This is a genomic window from Bradyrhizobium sp. Pha-3 (genome assembly GCF_042258325.1).
GTDB lineage: Bacteria > Pseudomonadota > Alphaproteobacteria > Rhizobiales > Xanthobacteraceae > Bradyrhizobium > Bradyrhizobium elkanii.
On sequence record NZ_CP170151.1, the window covers coordinates 3,998,485 to 4,014,531 of the forward strand.

The 16,047-nt window shown below is 64.7% G+C and carries 15 protein-coding genes; 6 read left to right on the forward strand and 9 right to left on the reverse strand.

The window, feature by feature from the left end; genetic code table 11:
* Window positions 1-76: 76 nt before the first annotated feature.
* The 4 genes from ACE10X_RS18465 to ACE10X_RS18480 all read left to right on the forward strand — a co-directional run bounded on the left by ACE10X_RS18465 (window position 77) and on the right by ACE10X_RS18480 (window position 4,762).
* A complete protein-coding gene (locus ACE10X_RS18465) occupies window positions 77-2,002 on the forward strand; it encodes a potassium transporter Kup (RefSeq protein WP_038384063.1) in 1,926 nt (641 codons plus the stop codon).
* Window positions 2,003-2,138: 136 nt separating this feature from the next.
* Entirely contained in the window at window positions 2,139-2,468 is a 330-nt protein-coding gene (locus tag ACE10X_RS18470; RefSeq protein WP_016848419.1) for a rhodanese-like domain-containing protein, read from the forward strand.
* Window positions 2,469-2,476: 8 nt separating this feature from the next.
* Window positions 2,477-3,646, forward strand: a complete 1,170-nt coding sequence (locus ACE10X_RS18475) for an aminotransferase (protein ID WP_038384064.1) — start codon at window positions 2,477-2,479, stop codon at window positions 3,644-3,646.
* Window positions 3,647-3,652: 6 nt separating this feature from the next.
* Entirely contained in the window at window positions 3,653-4,762 is a 1,110-nt protein-coding gene (locus tag ACE10X_RS18480) for a polyamine ABC transporter substrate-binding protein (RefSeq protein ID WP_038384065.1), read from the forward strand.
* A gap of 142 nt (window positions 4,763-4,904) precedes the next feature.
* Here ACE10X_RS18480 and ACE10X_RS18485 read toward each other — a convergent pair whose 3' ends face one another.
* The 6 genes from ACE10X_RS18485 to ACE10X_RS18510 form a co-directional block, all read right to left on the reverse strand.
* Window positions 4,905-5,840 carry a lipid A biosynthesis lauroyl acyltransferase gene (locus tag ACE10X_RS18485; protein WP_375764448.1) on the reverse strand — a complete coding sequence of 312 codons (936 nt, stop codon included), beginning with the start codon at window positions 5,838-5,840 and terminating at the stop codon, window positions 4,905-4,907.
* Window positions 5,841-5,857: 17 nt separating this feature from the next.
* Window positions 5,858-7,135 carry a beta-ketoacyl-ACP synthase gene (locus tag ACE10X_RS18490; protein WP_028344597.1) on the reverse strand — a complete coding sequence of 426 codons (1,278 nt, stop codon included), beginning with the start codon at window positions 7,133-7,135 and terminating at the stop codon, window positions 5,858-5,860.
* Between the two features lie 27 nt (window positions 7,136-7,162).
* Window positions 7,163-8,347, reverse strand: coding sequence for a beta-ketoacyl-ACP synthase (locus ACE10X_RS18495; RefSeq protein ID WP_304555811.1), 1,185 nt, complete (start codon window positions 8,345-8,347; stop codon window positions 7,163-7,165).
* A complete protein-coding gene (locus tag ACE10X_RS18500) occupies window positions 8,340-8,816 on the reverse strand; it encodes a 3-hydroxyacyl-ACP dehydratase FabZ family protein (protein WP_038384068.1) in 477 nt (158 codons plus the stop codon). Before ACE10X_RS18500 ends, ACE10X_RS18495 begins: the two co-directional genes overlap by 8 nt.
* A gap of 9 nt (window positions 8,817-8,825) precedes the next feature.
* Window positions 8,826-9,125, reverse strand: a complete 300-nt coding sequence (locus ACE10X_RS18505) for an acyl carrier protein (protein WP_024582229.1) — start codon at window positions 9,123-9,125, stop codon at window positions 8,826-8,828.
* A gap of 181 nt (window positions 9,126-9,306) precedes the next feature.
* Complete coding sequence (locus ACE10X_RS18510) at window positions 9,307-9,648, reverse strand: hypothetical protein (RefSeq protein WP_028334297.1); 342 nt, start codon at window positions 9,646-9,648, stop codon at window positions 9,307-9,309.
* A gap of 434 nt (window positions 9,649-10,082) precedes the next feature.
* Between ACE10X_RS18510 and ACE10X_RS18515 the strand changes: the two genes are divergently transcribed.
* Window positions 10,083-10,709 carry a ParB-like protein gene (locus ACE10X_RS18515; protein ID WP_038384069.1) on the forward strand — a complete coding sequence of 209 codons (627 nt, stop codon included), beginning with the start codon at window positions 10,083-10,085 and terminating at the stop codon, window positions 10,707-10,709.
* Here the strand turns inward: ACE10X_RS18515 and ACE10X_RS18520 are convergent.
* From ACE10X_RS18520 to ACE10X_RS18530, 3 genes are all read right to left on the reverse strand, one after another.
* The gene (locus ACE10X_RS18520; protein ID WP_028344601.1) at window positions 10,670-11,182 is read right to left on the reverse strand and encodes an MgtC/SapB family protein; all 513 of its coding nucleotides are present in this window, start codon (window positions 11,180-11,182) and stop codon (window positions 10,670-10,672) included. The two genes, ACE10X_RS18515 and ACE10X_RS18520, sit on opposite strands and share 40 nt — an antisense overlap.
* A gap of 8 nt (window positions 11,183-11,190) precedes the next feature.
* Entirely contained in the window at window positions 11,191-11,769 is a 579-nt protein-coding gene (locus ACE10X_RS18525; protein ID WP_038384070.1) for a peroxidase-related enzyme, read from the reverse strand.
* Window positions 11,770-11,866: 97 nt separating this feature from the next.
* Window positions 11,867-13,615, reverse strand: a complete 1,749-nt coding sequence (locus tag ACE10X_RS18530) for an ATP-binding protein (RefSeq protein WP_028344602.1) — start codon at window positions 13,613-13,615, stop codon at window positions 11,867-11,869.
* Window positions 13,616-14,012: 397 nt separating this feature from the next.
* Here ACE10X_RS18530 and ACE10X_RS18535 point away from each other — a divergent pair, with 397 nt between their 5' ends.
* The gene (locus tag ACE10X_RS18535; protein ID WP_375764449.1) at window positions 14,013-15,899 is read left to right on the forward strand and encodes a putative bifunctional diguanylate cyclase/phosphodiesterase; all 1,887 of its coding nucleotides are present in this window, start codon (window positions 14,013-14,015) and stop codon (window positions 15,897-15,899) included.
* Window positions 15,900-16,047: the final 148 nt, after the last annotated feature.

The following is a 16,047-nucleotide window of genomic DNA, read 5'->3' on the forward strand; positions in this document are numbered from 1 at the left end:
ATGCATTCCTGCCGGGAGTATAGGCCTGCGACCCGGCATTGTGCGGTGCGGCAGAAGACAGAGGCACAGCTTCCCCATGTCATCCGAGAGTGCGATCACCGCGGCGGAAACGCCGGCGGCAAACGGCAATGGCGAGGCGCATTCCACCGCCACCTTCAAGGCCCTGATGCTCGGCAGCATCGGTGTCGTCTATGGCGACATCGGCACCAGCCCGCTTTACGCGCTGCGCGAGGCGGTCGTTGCGGCCGCCGGCGGCGAGGGCGCGGTGACGGCGCATGCGGTGCTCGGTGTGCTCTCGCTGATCCTCTGGGCATTGATCGTCGTAGTCACGTTGAAATACGTCGTGATCCTGCTGCGCGCGGACAACAATGGCGAGGGCGGCACGCTGGCGCTGATGGCGCTGGCGCAGCGCGCGGCGACCAAGGGCGGCGCCGCGATCGTGCTGCTCGGCATCATTAGCGGCGCGCTGTTCTATGGCGACGCCGTCATCACGCCGGCGCTTTCGGTGCTGTCGGCAATCGAAGGCATCAAACTCGTCACCTCGACATTCGATCCCTATGTCGTGCCGCTCACGGTGGTGATCCTTGTCGTCCTGTTCGCGGTGCAGTCGCGCGGCACCGCGCGCGTCGCGGCCTTCTTCGGTCCGGTGATGTGCGTGTGGTTCGCCCTGATCGCGGTCGCGGCGCTGCCGCAGATCGTGCGGCATCCCGAAGTGCTGTACGCGCTCAATCCGATCCTCGCGGTGTCCTTCATGCTGCATCACGGCGTGATCGGCTTCATCACGCTCGGTGCGGTCTTCCTCGCCGTGACCGGCGCCGAGGCGCTCTATGCCGACCTCGGCCATTTCGGCAAACGCCCGATCCAGACCGCGTGGCTGTTCATCGTGCTGCCGTCGCTGGCGCTGAACTATCTGGGGCAGGGCGCGCTCTTGATCGGCAATCCCAAGGGCATCGAGAACCCGTTCTTCCTAATGTTCCCGGACTGGGCCCTGATCCCGATGGTTGCGCTGGCGACCATGGCGACCGTGATCGCGAGCCAGGCGGTCATCACCGGTGCCTATTCGCTGACGCGGCAGGCGATCCAGCTCGGCCTGTTGCCGCGGTTCGAGATCCGTCACACCTCGGAAGCGCATTCCGGGCAGATCTACATGCCGCGCATCAACCGCTTCCTGTTCATCGCGGTCATCGTGCTGGTGTTGATGTTCCGCTCGTCGAGCGCACTGGCGTCGGCTTACGGCATCTCGGTGACCGGCACCATGGTGGTGACGGCGATGATGGGCTTTGTGGTGATCTGGAAGGTCTGGCGCTGGTCGCCGATCGCGGCCGCCGCGCTGGTCGCGCCGTTCCTGTTCCTGGACATCACCTTCCTGGCCGCCAACCTGCTCAAGGTGTTCGAGGGCGGCTGGGTGCCGCTCGCGCTTGGCGGCGCCATGATCGTGGTGATGTACACCTGGCGGCGCGGCAGCCGGCTGTTGTTCGAGAAGTCGCGCAAGCTGGAATTCCCGCTCGCCGATCTCGTCGCGATGCTGGAGAAGCGGCCGCCGCAGCGCGTCACCGGCACCGCGGTGTTCCTGACCAGCGACCCCGTCAGCGCGCCGACCGCGCTGATGCACAGCCTCAAGCACTACAAGGTGCTGCACGAGAAGAACGTCATCCTGACCATCGAGACGGCGCCGACGCCGCGCATCGATCCGTCCGAGCGGGTGCGGATGGAGCAGCTGAGCGAGACCTTCTCCAAGGTGACGCTCAAGTTCGGCTTCATGGAACAGCCGAACGTGCCGAAGACGCTGGCGATCGCCCGCAAGCTCGGTTGGCAGTTCGACATCATGTCGACCTCGTTCTTTCTGTCCCGCCGTGCGCTGAAGCCGGCGGCGCATTCGGGCATGCCGAGCTGGCAGGACCATCTGTTCATCGCGCTGAGCCGCTCCTCGAACGACGCCACCGACTATTTCCAGATCCCGACCGGGCGGGTGGTCGAGGTCGGCACGCAGGTCACGATCTAGCGGTCCTGCCAGTCACATCCTGCAAGTCATCTAACCCGTTTCGGACGCTTGATTTTCGCTGCGCAAGAGGCGACTTTGCGGCCCGGAACGGCGGGCCGCGCGACGCTCGCCAAGCTGATATCGGGAGGATATTTCTGTGGCGGACCACAAGGTGGAAGATTTGTTTCCGGACGAGGTGTCGAAGGGCATAGCGGAAGGCCGCTATCTGCTGGTCGACGTCCGTGAGCCGAACGAGGTCGCCGTCGAGGCCTATCCCGATGGCGTCGTGGTGCCGCTGTCGACGTTCGATCCGGCGGCGATTCCCGATCCGCAGGGCAAGCAGGTGGTGTTCGCCTGCCGCTCCGGCAAGCGCTCGGTGACGGCCTCGCTGGCCGCCCAGGCTGCGGGCCTGCCCTATGACAAGCACTTGGCGGGCGGCATCATCGGCTGGAAGGCGGCGGGATTGCCGACCAAGACTGGCGGCTGATCCCTGACATGACCTCCATGAACAAGGTCTTCGCGGACCTTCCTGTCACCATCTTCGAGGCGATGTCGCAGGCCGCGCGCGACAACAACGCCATCAATCTCGGCCAGGGCTTTCCCGATGATCCCGGTCCGGAGGACATCCGCCGCGCTGCCGCGGACGCCTCGATCAACGGCTACAACCAGTATCCGTCGATGATGGGCATCCCGGAGCTCCGTCAGGCGATCGCATCGCATTACGGCCACTGGCACGGGCTCAAGCTCGATCCGATGACCGAGGTGATGGTCACCTCGGGCGGCACCGAGGCGCTGACCTCCTCGATCCTCTCCGTGGTCGAGCCCGGTGACGAGGTAGTGTGCTTCCAGCCGGTCTATGATTCCTATCTGCCGATCATCCGCCAGGCCGGCGGCATTCCGCGGCTGCTGCGGCTCGAACCGCCGGAGTGGCGGCTGAGCGAGGAGATGCTGCGCAGCGTTTTCAATCACAAGACCAAGGCGGTGCTGTTCAACAATCCGCTCAATCCGGCGGCGGTGGTCTATCCGCGCGAGGACCTCGAACTGCTGGCGCGGTTCTGCCAGGAATTCGACGTGGTCGCGATCTGCGACGAGGTCTGGGAACACGTGGTGTTCGACGGCCGCGAGCACATCCCGCTGATCACGATTCCGGGCATGCGCGACCGCACCATCAAGGTCGGCAGCGCCGGCAAGATCTTCTCGCTGACCGGTTGGAAGATCGGCTTCGTCTGCGCCGCGCCGCCGCTGCTGCGCGTCGCTGCGAAGGTGCACCAGTTCCTCACCTTCACGACGGCGCCCAATTTGCAAGCGGCGGTGGCATATGGCCTCGGCAAGCCCGACGACTATTTCCTCGACATGCGCAAGGACATGGCGCGGAGCCGTGACCGCCTGACCAAGGGATTGGAGAGCATCGGCTTTCCGGTGCTGAAGTCGCAGGGGACCTACTTCCTCACCGTGGACCTGTCGCCGCTCGGGCTCAACGAGACCGATGCCGAGTTCTGCTGGCGGATCGTGCAGGACTACAAGGTTGCGGCGATCCCGGTGTCGGCGTTCTACGAGCAGGATGCGGTGACGTCGGTCGTGCGTTTTTGTTTCGCCAAGAAAGACACGACGCTCGACGCCGCGCTGGAGCGGTTGTCGGACGCTGTCCACCGCCGCAAGAGGTAGGCCAGAATGCGAGAGCAGAACCGTCGTCTCGTCAGCTTCGTCGGCGCGGTCGCGACGGTCCTGCTGCTCTCGGCCTCCGCTGACGCCGAGGAGCGCACGGTCAACTTCTACAACTGGTCGAACTACATGGCGCCGGGAGTCCTCGAGGACTTCACCAAGGAAACCGGCATCAAGGTCGTCTACGATACGTTCGACGCCAACGAGACGCTGGAGACGCGGCTGCTCGCCGGCAAGTCGGGCTATGACGTCGTGGTGCCGACCGGCTACTTCCTGCAGCGCCAGATCACCGCGAAAGTATTCCTCAAGCTCGACAAGTCGAAGTTGCCGAACCTCGCCAATGCATGGCCCGTGGTGACGGAGCAGCTTGCGACTTACGATCCCGGCAATAGCTACGGCGCCAACTACATGTGGGGCACCACCGGCATCGGCTACAACGTCAAGATCGCGGAGAAGATTCTCGGTCCCGACGCGAAGATCGACAGCTGGGACATGGTGTTCAAGCCGGAGAACCTCGCCAAATTCAAGGATTGCGGCATCCACATGCTGGATTCCGCGGACGACATCCTGCCGGCGGCGCTGAGCTATCTCGGCCTGGATCCGAACTCGACCAAGCAGGCCGACCTCGAGAAGGCCGCCGATCTCGTCATCAAGATCCGGCCCTATGTGCGCAAATTCCACTCGTCCGAATATCTCAGCGCGCTGGCCTCGGGCGAAATCTGCTTCGTGGTCGGATGGTCGGGCGACATCATGCAGGCGCGCAGCCGGGCGGCGGAAGCCAACACCGGCGTCGAGATCGGTTACACGATCCCGAAGGAGGGCGCGCAGATGTTCTTCGACAATCTGGCGATTCCGTCGGACGCGAAGAACGTCGCCGAGGCCTATGAGCTGATCAACTACCTCTACCGCCCCGAGATCGCGGCAAAGAACTCGAACTTCCTGTCCTACGCCAACGGCAATCTGGCGAGCCAGAAGCTGATCGATCCGAAGATCTTCACCGACAAGAATATCTATCCCGACGAAGCGATGCAGAAGAAGCTGTTCGTGATCACCGCGCGCGATCCGGCGACGCAGCGGATCATCAACCGGCTGTGGACGAGGGTGAAGACCGGGAAATAGGTCTATCCGTCATTGCGAGCCAACGGGTCGCGCGAACGCGCCCGACGACAGGCTCCGCGAAGCAATCCATCGCGTCGCACCTGCTGAAGCATGGATTGCTTCGTCGCTTCGCTCCTCGCAATGACGAGGTAGGGCTGCCAGCCTACCGCCAGCGCCGGTGCAGCCAGAGCCACTGATCCGGATATTCGCGGACCCAGCCCTCGACGACGTCGGTGATCGCCTGCATCGTGCCCTGGATATCGATCTGGCCGGATGCGTCGAACACCGGCTTGATTTCCTCGGTGACCTCGCCGCGGAAGCGGCCGTCGGGCAGGCGGATGATCCGCGTGCCGTGGATCGGGCAATCGATCTGCCGGCGCAGGCGCGCCAGCAGCGGATTCGCCGTGGTCTTGCGGCCGAAGAAGGTGACGGGAACGCCGTTGGTCAAATACTGATCGACGAGCATCGCGACGTGCTGGCCGTTCCTCAGCGCCTGCGCCAGCTTGAGCGGCGCGTCGCGGCCGGCCGGCACCAGTGTGCCCAGATTGACCGCGCGGATGCGCTCGATGGCGCGGTCGGCGGCTTCGATGTTCGGCCGCCGAAACAGGATGGTGGCGTCGAGCCCATGCGCTGCGGCGGCAATTGGAGAGAGCTCCCAGTTGCCGAGATGTGCGGCGAAGAACAGTGCCGGCTTGCCGTCGTCACGCAACTGGTCGAACAGCTGCTTGCTGCGCGCCGAGAATTCGACACGACCCGGCTTTTCGGGATTCTGGGGATCGTGGTCCCAGATCCGGTCGATGTGCGCGAATTCAGCGCCGATGCGTCCGAGGTTGTGCCAGACGCCCGTCAGGATCTTCTCGATCTCCTCCGGTGACTTTTCCGGGAAGGCGGCCGTGAGGTTCTCGCGGCCGATGCGATCCTCACGCAGCCGGCGGCCGATGAAATGGGCGGCGCGGCCGAAGAACCTTGCGGTCTTCTCGGGATCGAAATAGCGCGTTGTACGCAGCAGGCCGATCGTCAGCCCGCCGATCGCCGCGTCGGTCACGGGCTTCGCGGCGTCACGCAGATGTGCCCTGGTGCGAAGGAGCAGGCGTTTCATCTGATGAGGCGAGGGCGCTAAGCCGGCTCGCGCGTCAAGATCAGTGAGGCGTTCTGCCCGCCGAACCCGAACGAGTTCGACATCACGGCGGTCACCTTGGCATCGCGCGCCTTGTTGCCGACTACGTCGAACGGGATCGCGGGATCAGGCACCTCGTAGTTGATCGTCGGCGGAATCCGCTGATGCTCGAGCGTGAGCAGCGAGAAGATCGCCTCGACTGCACCGGCGGCCGAGATGGTGTGGCCGACCATCGACTTGTTCGACGACACCGGAATGTTTTTGGTGTGTTCGCCAAACACGGCCGACGTCGCAAGATACTCCATCTTGTCGTTTTCCGGCGTCGAGGTCCCGTGCGCGTTGATATGATCGATTTGCTCGGGCTCCATTCCAGCATCGGCGAGTGTCTTGCGCACGCAGCCGATCGCCGGCTTGCCGTCCGGGGCCGAGCGGGTGCGATGGAAGGAATCGGTGAGCTCGCCGCAGCCGGCGACGACGCCGAGGATGCGCGCGCCGCGGGCCATCGCGGCCTCGTAGCTCTCGAGCACCAGCGCGCCGGCGCCCTCGGCCATCACGAAGCCGTCGCGGTTCTTCGAGAACGGCTTCGAGGCGGCCTGCGGCGGGTCGTTCTGGGTGGAGAGAGCCGACAGCAGCGAGAAGCGCACCATGGCTTCCGGGTTCACCGAGCCGTCGGTTGCGACGCACAGCGTCGCATCGGTTTCGCCGCGGCGGATCGCCTCGACGCCGAGCTGGATCGCGGTCGCGCCGGAGGCGCAAGCCGTCGACAGCGAAATCGGGGACCCTTTGGTACCGAAGGTCTCGGCGAGGTTGAGCGCGACGGAGCCGAAGGTGAAGCGCCGGTGAAAGTGCGCGAACTTCCCGCCACTGCAGGTCGCCAGGTATTCGATGATTCCAAAGTCCTTGGTCGGAACCTCGCGCGCGACTTCGAGCCGCTGCGGCCACTCGGTCTCGATCGGGGCGACTGCCAGAAACAGCGGGCCGGGAAAGTCGCCCTTGCTGCCGATGCCGGCTTGCTCGAGCGCTTCTTCGGTCGCGATCTCCGCCAGACGCTGCGACAGGCTGGTCGAGGAGAATGGGTCGACGGTGACGAAATCGACGGCTCCGGCCATCGTCGTCTTCATACTGTCGAGCGGGAAGCGTGTGACGGTCTTGATGCCGGACTCACCCGCGGTGAGGCGCTTCCAATTGTCGGTCTTGCCGCCGCCGAGCGACGTCACGATTCCCATGCCGGTCACGACGACGATCGGTCGGCCGAATTTATCGCGTGGTGCTGTCATGGTGTCCCCGTCGGTGCTTGCGCCGAATTACTTGACGGCCTCGACCAGTGCCATGCCTTCGCCCTGCCAGTGGCCGACCCCCAGGACAACAATCTGGGTTGGCGCTTCGGTCTTTTCAACCTCCAGCCCGGTCGGGTCGTTGGCCGGATAGAGCGCGCCGCGCGAGATCGACAGCGCGGCCAGCGCGAGCCCGAGCGGGAACTGCGCCTCCATGGTGTGGCCAAAGGTCGTTCCGGTGGCGCGGACGGCAAAGCCGGCATGCTGGCTGAGGAATGCGCGCTCTTCGGCGGTCGCAGGCTCGGCGCCGGTCGCGCCCGTGATCAGGATACCGTCGTCGCCGCTGACGCCGAGCTGCGGCCACAACGCGTGCAGCGATTTCGTCACGGCGCCCGGCTCCTTGCGTCGGGCAAGGTCGGCGACCACCTTGGTCAGCTTGGCGTACGGCTTTGCGCCGCGGGCCTCGGCATGTTCGCGCGATTCCATCACGAGGAAGGCGCCGGCGGAGCCAATGGCAAAGCCCGGGTTGTTCCTGCGGGCCCAGACCGAGCTATGCTGGTCCTTGAGGGCGAGATCGCCGAATGCATAAAGCATCAAGAGGTCGCCGCGATCGCCGTTATGAGCGGCGCCGACCAAGGCGATGTCACTCTGGCCGGCTCCAATGCGCGCGACCGCGATCCGTGCCGCATCGATGCTCGAGGCTTCCTCGCCCATGAAGGTGCGGGAGGTCCCGCACACGCCGTGAACGATCGCGATGTTGCCGGCGAGCAGGTTGGAGAGCTGCGCCAGGAACAGCGTCGGGCGCAGCTCGTTCATCAGCTTCTCGTTGAGCAGGGCGGGCGGCAGCTTGCCCTGCGCATCAGCGTTCATGATCGCCAGGTCGACATTGAGGTCACGCTCGCCGCCACCGGCTGCGATGATCATGTCCATCCGCGACAGGATTTCCTGATTGCCTTTGACGCCGGCGGAATCGAGCGCCAGCCCTGCGGCATAGGTACCGATCCGCTGCCACGTCTCCATCTGACGCTGATCGCCCTTCTTCGGGATCTGGGCGTCGAAGCTGACGGGGGCGATCGGATGGATCACGTATGGCGCGAGCCGCTTCTCGTCGGCATTGACGCGCCGAGCGCCGAGCGCCTCCCAATGCGCATCCAGCCCTTCGCCAAGCGAGGAGAGCAGGCCTACGCCGGTGATCCAGACTTCCTTCTCAGCCATGACTCATTGCCTGCTGCGGAAACCCGATCTTGGTGGCCATCGCATCCATGTGCACGCGCAAGTCCGGGTTGGGGAAGGGGATATGACGGAAGGTCAGCTCGGCATTGCACTTGAGCTCCTTGCCGACGCGAACCTTCGCCGAGGTGACGGCGAAGCCTGAACCTTCGTGCTCGACCTTGGCCTCGATGGTCAGGAGCGAACCGGGGCTGACGAAGCCGCGCATCTTGGCTTCCTTGACCATGGCGAGGAAGGGCATGCGCTCGAACTTGGTCAGACCGAGGATCAGCCAGCCCGAGCTCTGGGCCATCGCTTCGGTCAGCAGCACGCCGGGCATGATCGGATAGCCCGGGAAGTGCCCCGCGAACACCGAATGGCTGTCGGGCGGGACATCCGCCTCGACGACAATGGTCCTTGCGTCGAGGTTGAGGTCGACGATCCGATCGATCAGCTGAAAGATCTCGAGCTGCATGATGGGCGATTACGAGCCCGTGCCCGTGCCCGCGTTCTTGGCTGCAACCAGCTCGTCGATGCGGTCGGCGAGATTCTTCAACACGAAATACTGCTCCGTCGTGGCCTTGCCGTCGTTGACCTCCTGGGTCCACTTTTCGAGCGGCATCTTGATCCCGAAGGCCTTGTCGATGGCAAACGCGATGTCGAGGAAGTCGAGGCTGTCGATCCCCAGATCGTCGATGGCGTGGCTCTCCGGCTTGATCGTGTCGCGCGGGATGTCGCAGGTCTCCGCGATAATGTTGGCGATCTGCTCGAATGTGGAGGACATCATTAAGCCTTTGATATATTGAAGGTAATTCCGGGTCGGCTCAGAGGAGGCGGGCGCGTTGCCCCGGAATGCCCGATTGCTGGTGCCGGAGTCGTGTGCCCGTATATCGGAGCAGGGCCGTTAGTTCAATGGAGCTTGGCCGGCCTCGCAAGGACGGTTTTTGGGCAGGGTTCCGGCCAGCCTAGCTGCGCGGCATCACCGTAATCTTCGCGCAATCCCGGCGGCCCATCAGCACGCAATCCTGGGTCTTGCGCAAATCGGCGATGCTCATGGCAAGCCAGATGCCGATCGCGGTGAGCGCCACCGTGAAGGCGAAGGCGGCGATGTTGGCGAGCATGCGCTGGCGGAAATCGTCCGGCTCCTCACGCGGCTTCTCATAACGAGAGAGATCGTTGGCAACGGAAGCCGGGCGAGTCGATCGGAGCGGCTCCTCGCGCTTGCCGGGCGGCTGCGCCGAGGTACGCGGCCGGAATTTGAGCACCACGTGCTCGGCATCCGAGGAAATTGGCCGCTGCGTCTTCACTGTTGTCAGTCCGGTCGCGTCGCCGGTTATGTTTAGCATGTTCGCTGCACTTCACACCTAAAATCTTGGTGCGCGCAGAGGTGGTATTCATGCTTCGATCACCTCCAGGAACTGGGTTGCCGTCGAGGTGACTGCTGCGGTGCGCGGGATGCTCGGCATTGCGATGACGAGGCCGATGTCGACACACGCGTTCGACCTTCGCGCATGCACAGTTTGCGCTGCAACGCCGTCACGGTGGTTGAGGCTGCGCGCCCCGGCATTGGCATCCTACGCATGACGGCCGGGGGCATCGACAGCCCCGAGGCCGGACCATCCGGCCGTCGGCCCCACCGCTTCGTGAAGCCAGTCCGGCACACCGGACTCTTTCACCCGCCTGCGGGCTCATGACATAGTGGAACCCGTTCCGGAGTGCCGGTCAAAAGGGAGCATAAATCATGGCCCACACGCGCGAGCCTTACGTCAAACCGGTCCCGATCCTGTCGCTGCGGCCGACCCAGATGACGGTCGGCATGCAGGAGGTGACGGAGAAGCGGAAGCGCTGGCGCGAGCACAAGTCGGACAAGAAGCGCGCCGAACTGCTGGGCAAGCACATGATCCCGGTCGTCCATGGTCCCGACGATCGCTACTACGTGGTCGATCACCATCACATGGCGCGGGCGCTGCACGAGGAGGGCGTCAAGGACATCCTGGTCACGGTGATCGGCGATCTCACGATGGTCGAGCGTGACGTGTTCTGGGGCGTGATGGATAACAAGCGCTGGGTCTATCCCTACGATTCCAAGGGCGAGCGCCGCCACTTCAGGGACATTCCGAAATCGATCAAGGATCTCAGGGACGATCCGTTCCGCAGCCTCGCCGGCGAGATGCGCCGGGCCGGCGGTTTTGCCAAGGACACGACGCCGTTCAGCGAATTCCTGTGGGCCGATTTCCTGCGCCGCCACATCCCGCGCAAGACGGTGGAGAACAATTTCGCCAAGGCGCTGGAGAAGGGACTGGCGCTCGGCCGCAGCAAGGACGCGGTCTATTTGCCCGGCTGGTGCGGGCCGGCATCCGACGACTGATCTGCCGCGGCTTCCGGCCTGTGCTGATCCTCCTTGCCACCGAGCGCGTGGTGCAGCCACCGCTCGGTCCGCTTGCCGAAGGTCAACAGCAGGAACGCCAGCGCGACGGCTGTGACGACGATCGGCCAATGTCCGGCGCCGCAGACGATGCCGACGCAAGCGGCGAAGAATGCGCATGCGGCGCTGGTCAGGCCGCGGACCTGGAAGCGGTCGCCCTGCCGCACGATCACGCCGGCGCCGAGAAATCCGATGCCGGTCAGCACGCCCTGGATCACGCGGCTCACCGCGTCGGTGAACTTGCCGGGCTCGACGGCCTGCAATGCCAACAGCACGACCATGGCCGTCGAAAGGCTGACGAGACCCAGCGTCTTCAGGCCGATCGGCTTGCCGCGCAGGTCGCGGTCGAGCCCGATCGCGCAGCCGGCAAGGGTGGCCGCGCCGAGACGCAGGATGATCTCGCTCCAGTCCGCCAAGGCGTCCTCTATTTCGGCTGCCGGCCGAGCATATAGAACTCGCTGTTCGGCCGCATGCCGGTGACGTTGGCGAGCCGGTTCGACAGCGCGAAGAACGCCGCAACCGCGGCGATGTCCCAGACGTCGTCGTCGCTGAAGCCGTGGGCGGCAAGCGCGGCGAAGTCCGCCTCCGAGACTTCCTCGGCCGCGCGGCTCACCTTCATGGCGAAGTCGAGCATCGCGCGTTGCCGCGGCGTGATGTCGGCCTTGCGGTAGTTGACCGCGATCTGGTCGGCGATCTCGGGATTCTTGGCGCGGATGCGCAGGATCGCGCCGTGGGCGATCACACAATACTGGCACTGGTTGGCGGCGCTGGTCGCCACCACGATCATCTCGCGCTCGGCCTTCGAGAGGCCGGAGTCCTTCTCCATCAGCGCGTCGTGATAGGCGAAGAAGGCGCGAAACTCGTCGGGGCGATAGGCAAGGGTGAGGAAGACGTTCGGCACGAAGCCGGATTTCTCCTGCACCGCCAGGATGCGGGCGCGGATATCCTCGGGGAGCTTGTCGAGAGCGGGCGTCGGGAAGCGTTTTGCGGTCGGCTGCGTCATGAGATGGTTCCGGCGTGCCGCCTGGATGCGGCGTCACGCGAGACCATAGTGGATGACGGGTCGGGCGCAAGGCGCATCGTGCCTTGCCGCGACGATGCTAGCGCAGCGGCTTCTTCAGCAGCGAGAAGCGGTCCGGATCGAGGCCGAGCGAGGGCTGCAGCATCGGCGCCTCGGCCGGCGCCATGGTGCGCGCCGGCGCGGGAGAGTTGAAATTGGCGTCGCCGCTCGGGCTGTCGCGATGCGAGGTGGCGCCGCGCCAGCGCTCCAGCACGGCGCTGACGAAATGCATGTCATGGCCGGCGGCGACCGACGGTACCGTGGCGATGGTGGCCTCGCCGCGCGGCAGCTGGTGCGGCGGCACCTCCTTGAAGCGCAGCCGGGTCGGCAGCGCCACGCCTTCGCCGAACGCCAGCACCTCGCGGGTGCCGAGCGAGGGCACGAAGGACAGCAGGTTGGCGGCGGCGTCCGAGACGGCGGAGCGCAGCAGCGCCTGGTCGCGGTCGTTGGCGAGGCGCATCGTGAACAGCGTGTTGCACTGGGAGATGATGGTCGCGTCGAGCTCGGCCGGACGCTGGGTGATCAGGCCGAGATAGACGCCGTATTTGCGGCCTTCCTTGGCAATGCGCGACACCGCCTTGCGGGTCGGCCCGAAGCCGATATTGCGGTCGGCGGAGGCGTAGCGGTGCGCTTCCTCGCAGACGAACAGCATCGGCGAGACGCCGTCGCTCCACAGCCCGAAATCGAACGCCATGCGGCACAGCACCGACACCACGGAATCGACGACTTCGGCGGGGAAGCCGGCGAGCTGCATGATCGTCATCGGCTTGCCGTTGGCGGGCAGGCGGAACAGATGGCTGATCACCTCGGCCATGGTATCGCCGCCGACATTGGCATTGTCGAACATGAAGGCGTAGCGCGGATCGTTGCGCACCGCGTCGATGCGCGAGATCAGCTTGTGATAGATGATGCGCGAGGAGCGGTTCTCCAGCTTGCCCATGCGCTCGTCGATCAGCGAGATCAGGTCGACGAGGCGGTAGGGCACCGGCGTATCGACGGTGTAGCCGACCTGCTTGGGGTCGATGCGCTTCAGCCCGAGACCGACCCGGTCGGAGTTCTGGTACTGGGTGTAGATGCCCTTCGCCATCGGAATCACTTCGGCGAGGATGTCGAGCTCCTCGGGCACGCCGGGCCGGCCGCCGAACAGCACGTCGACGATCTCTTCGAAGTTGAACAGCCAGAACGGCAGCTTCAGGTTTCGCGGGTTGAGCACCTGGGCGCGCTCGCCGAAGCAGCGGCCATATTCGTTGTGCACGTCGAGCAGGAAGATGCGCAGGTTCGGCCGCGACTTCAGGATCTCGTTGAGCAGCAGCGACACGCCGGTCGACTTGCCGACGCCGGTCGAGCCGAGCACCGCGAAGTGCTTGGACAGCATCTCCTCGACGTCGACATAGGCGATCACAGAACGATCCTGCTGCAGCGTGCCGACATTGATCTGGTCCGAGCCGCTCGGCGCATAGACCGTGCGCAGCTCCTGGTTCGTGATCAGATCGGTGCTGTCGCCGATGGTCGGATAATGGGTGACGCCGCGCTGGAATTTCGGGCGGTCGCCGCCCAGGATTTCGCCGAGCAGGTCGACCGAGGCGGTCGCCATGTATTCGTCGGACGCCGGCAGGTTCTCGCACGTCACTTCGGTGATCATGGCGACGATGACCGAACTCGCGCAGCGGATACTGACGAACCGGCCGACCGTCGCTCGCATCTCTGAAAGTTGCATCTGGCCGCCCGCCAGCAGCCCAACCCGGGCCTGCGAGCCGCGCACAGAGATCACACGTCCGAAGGGTGTCACAGTTCCAGCCTGGCTCGTTCTCAAAATCTAAATGTCTGGACCAATATGCCCGCCCGGGATTGGAAAAACCGTTAAATCGCCGGGGTTCTGCATCGGCTAAATCTACACCTTCCCGGTGACGATTTGTTTCTATCGTGCCGCGAGATGACGCGCTGTCGCGCGCATCGGCGGCGGAATCGTCGCTTTCCGGCACAGCCGCGTTTGTTTCCCGGTTTTTCCGTTAACGCGGGATTCACCATCTCCGAGGAGTGCATCGGCAGCTCCGTAGGTTTGCGGGGAATTGGGCGCGATTTGTCATTCGCTGTCGCCCGGTATCGCGTAACCGATTGCTAACTGCGAGTTGTAACGACCTTTCCATTTGTGCTGCGTAACGATGCCGCGCCCGGGAGAGATCAGCGTGCGCATCGAACATCGCAATTCAGGAAATGCCGACACAGGCTCGACCAAGGGGCTGGCGTTCTGTGCCGGCCTGTTGGTCGGCAGCCTGCTCGGAAGCGCGACCGCGCAATGGAGCGAGCGCGAAGGCCTGCTGATGGCGGCATTCGCGATCATGGCCGTGATCGTCTTCCTGTTGCTCAAGCGGCACGAGATCTCCGACGAACGGCTCGCCACCGAACGTCGCAATCTCATGACTGCCGTGAACAACATTCCGCAGGGCCTCGTGCTCTACGACGCGTCGGCGCGCATCATCATCTGCAACCGTCCCTACATCGAGATGTTCGGGCTTTCGCCCGACGTCGCCAAGCCCGGCTGCACCATGCGCCGGCTGATCGCACACAGGCAGGAGACGGGCTCGTTCGACGGCGATGTCGACGACTTCTGCGACGCCATCATGGGCAACGTGAAGCTTGGCCGCGCCACGCGCCAGCTGACGCAGGCGCCGGGCGGGCGCGCCATCGAGATCGTCAACAAGCCGCTGCCGGAAGGCGGCTGGGTGGCGACCATCCAGGATATCACGGAGCGCACGCGCACCGAGAACAAGATCGCCCACATGGCGCATTATGATGCGCTGACCGACCTGCCGAACCGTGTGCTGTTCCGCGAGCGCCTGGAGCGGGCGCTGAGGGCGATCCGGCCGGATCAGCAGCTCGCGGTCATGTATATCGACATCGACGAGTTCAAGGCCGTCAACGACGCGCTCGGCCATCAGATCGGCGACGAATTGCTCAGGGCGATCGCCGACCGCCTGCGCACCTGCGTTGGGGACCCCGACGTCGCAGCGCGGCTCGGCGGTGACGAGTTTGCCGTGATCCAGACCGTCGTCCGCGATCAGACCGAGACCATGCAGCTCCTCGCTGCGATCTATCAGGCGATCCGCCGGCCGATCGACTGCAGCGGGCATCTGATCACCACCGACGCCAGCATCGGCATCGCCGTTGCGCCCGCCGACGGCCTCGACATCGATCAATTGCTGCGCAATGCCGACCTCGCGCTCTACGGAGCCAAGAGCGACGGCCGCCGCACCTACCGGTTCTTCGAGACCGGCATGGACGCACGTGCCAAGGCGCGGCGCAGCCTCGAGCTCGAGCTGCGCCAGGCGATCGCCGACGGCAGCTTCGAGCTGCACTATCAGCCGCTGCTCCATCTCGAGGAGGGCCAGGTCAGTTGCTGCGAGGCGCTGGTGCGCTGGCGTCATCCGGAACGCGGCACCATCTCGCCGGCGGATTTCATCCCGATCGCCGAGGACACCGGCCTGATCAACGATCTCGGTCACTGGGTACTCAACACCGCGTGCCGCGAGGCGATGAACTGGCCGGAGCATGTTCATGTCGCGGTCAACGTGTCTCCGATCCAGTTCAAGAGCCAGACACTGGCACTCAACGTCGCCGCCGCGCTCGCCGCGACAGGTCTTGCACCTTCGCGGCTCGAGCTCGAGATCACCGAGGCGGTGCTGATCCGCGACGACGAGGCTGCGCTCGATATCCTGCATCAGCTGCGCGAACTCGGCGTCCGTATCGCGCTCGACGATTTCGGCACCGGCTATTCCTCGCTGAGCTACCTGCAGCGCTTCCCGTTCGACAAGATCAAGATCGATCGCGCCTTCATCAAGGATCTCGCCGGGACCGGCGCGTCGTCCACGATCGTCCAGGCCGTCGTCAACATCGCCGCCGCGAGCGACATGACCACGACCGCGGAGGGCGTCGAGACCGAGCAGCAGCGCAACCTGCTGCGCATCCTCGGCTGCACCGAGATGCAGGGCTATCTGTTCAGCCGGCCGGTGTCATCGGCTGAAATCCGCAGGCTGCTCTCGTCGCATCGCGAGACGGTCGTCTCGGTCGTCTGACCGCCTGCCTCGACCGCTTTCATCGGGTGATTCCAGCCACGGAATGCCGTGCGAGCGGCAATTGCCGCCGCCAATCATTTGTTGACGAGGCCTAATCATTTGTACACTAGTACAAATCGACGCGCCGCTCACCTGTCCAACCGCAAGT

What these genes read in the sequence shown, in the direction of transcription:
- ACE10X_RS18505 (WP_024582229.1), bottom strand. Translation starts at nt 9,125, where the DNA reads ATGTCCTCCACATTCGAGCAGATCGCCAACATTATCGCGGAGACCTGC.
- ACE10X_RS18465 (WP_038384063.1), top strand. Translation starts at nt 77, where the DNA reads ATGTCATCCGAGAGTGCGATCACCGCGGCGGAAACGCCGGCGGCAAAC.
- ACE10X_RS18500 (WP_038384068.1), bottom strand. Translation starts at nt 8,816, where the DNA reads ATGCAGCTCGAGATCTTTCAGCTGATCGATCGGATCGTCGACCTCAAC.
- ACE10X_RS18490 (WP_028344597.1), bottom strand. Translation starts at nt 7,135, where the DNA reads ATGACAGCACCACGCGATAAATTCGGCCGACCGATCGTCGTCGTGACC.
- ACE10X_RS18515 (WP_038384069.1), top strand. Translation starts at nt 10,083, where the DNA reads ATGGCCCACACGCGCGAGCCTTACGTCAAACCGGTCCCGATCCTGTCG.
- ACE10X_RS18480 (WP_038384065.1), top strand. Translation starts at nt 3,653, where the DNA reads ATGCGAGAGCAGAACCGTCGTCTCGTCAGCTTCGTCGGCGCGGTCGCG.
- ACE10X_RS18525 (WP_038384070.1), bottom strand. Translation starts at nt 11,769, where the DNA reads ATGACGCAGCCGACCGCAAAACGCTTCCCGACGCCCGCTCTCGACAAG.
- ACE10X_RS18485 (WP_375764448.1), bottom strand. Translation starts at nt 5,840, where the DNA reads ATGAAACGCCTGCTCCTTCGCACCAGGGCACATCTGCGTGACGCCGCG.
- ACE10X_RS18495 (WP_304555811.1), bottom strand. Translation starts at nt 8,347, where the DNA reads ATGGCTGAGAAGGAAGTCTGGATCACCGGCGTAGGCCTGCTCTCCTCG.
- ACE10X_RS18475 (WP_038384064.1), top strand. Translation starts at nt 2,477, where the DNA reads ATGACCTCCATGAACAAGGTCTTCGCGGACCTTCCTGTCACCATCTTC.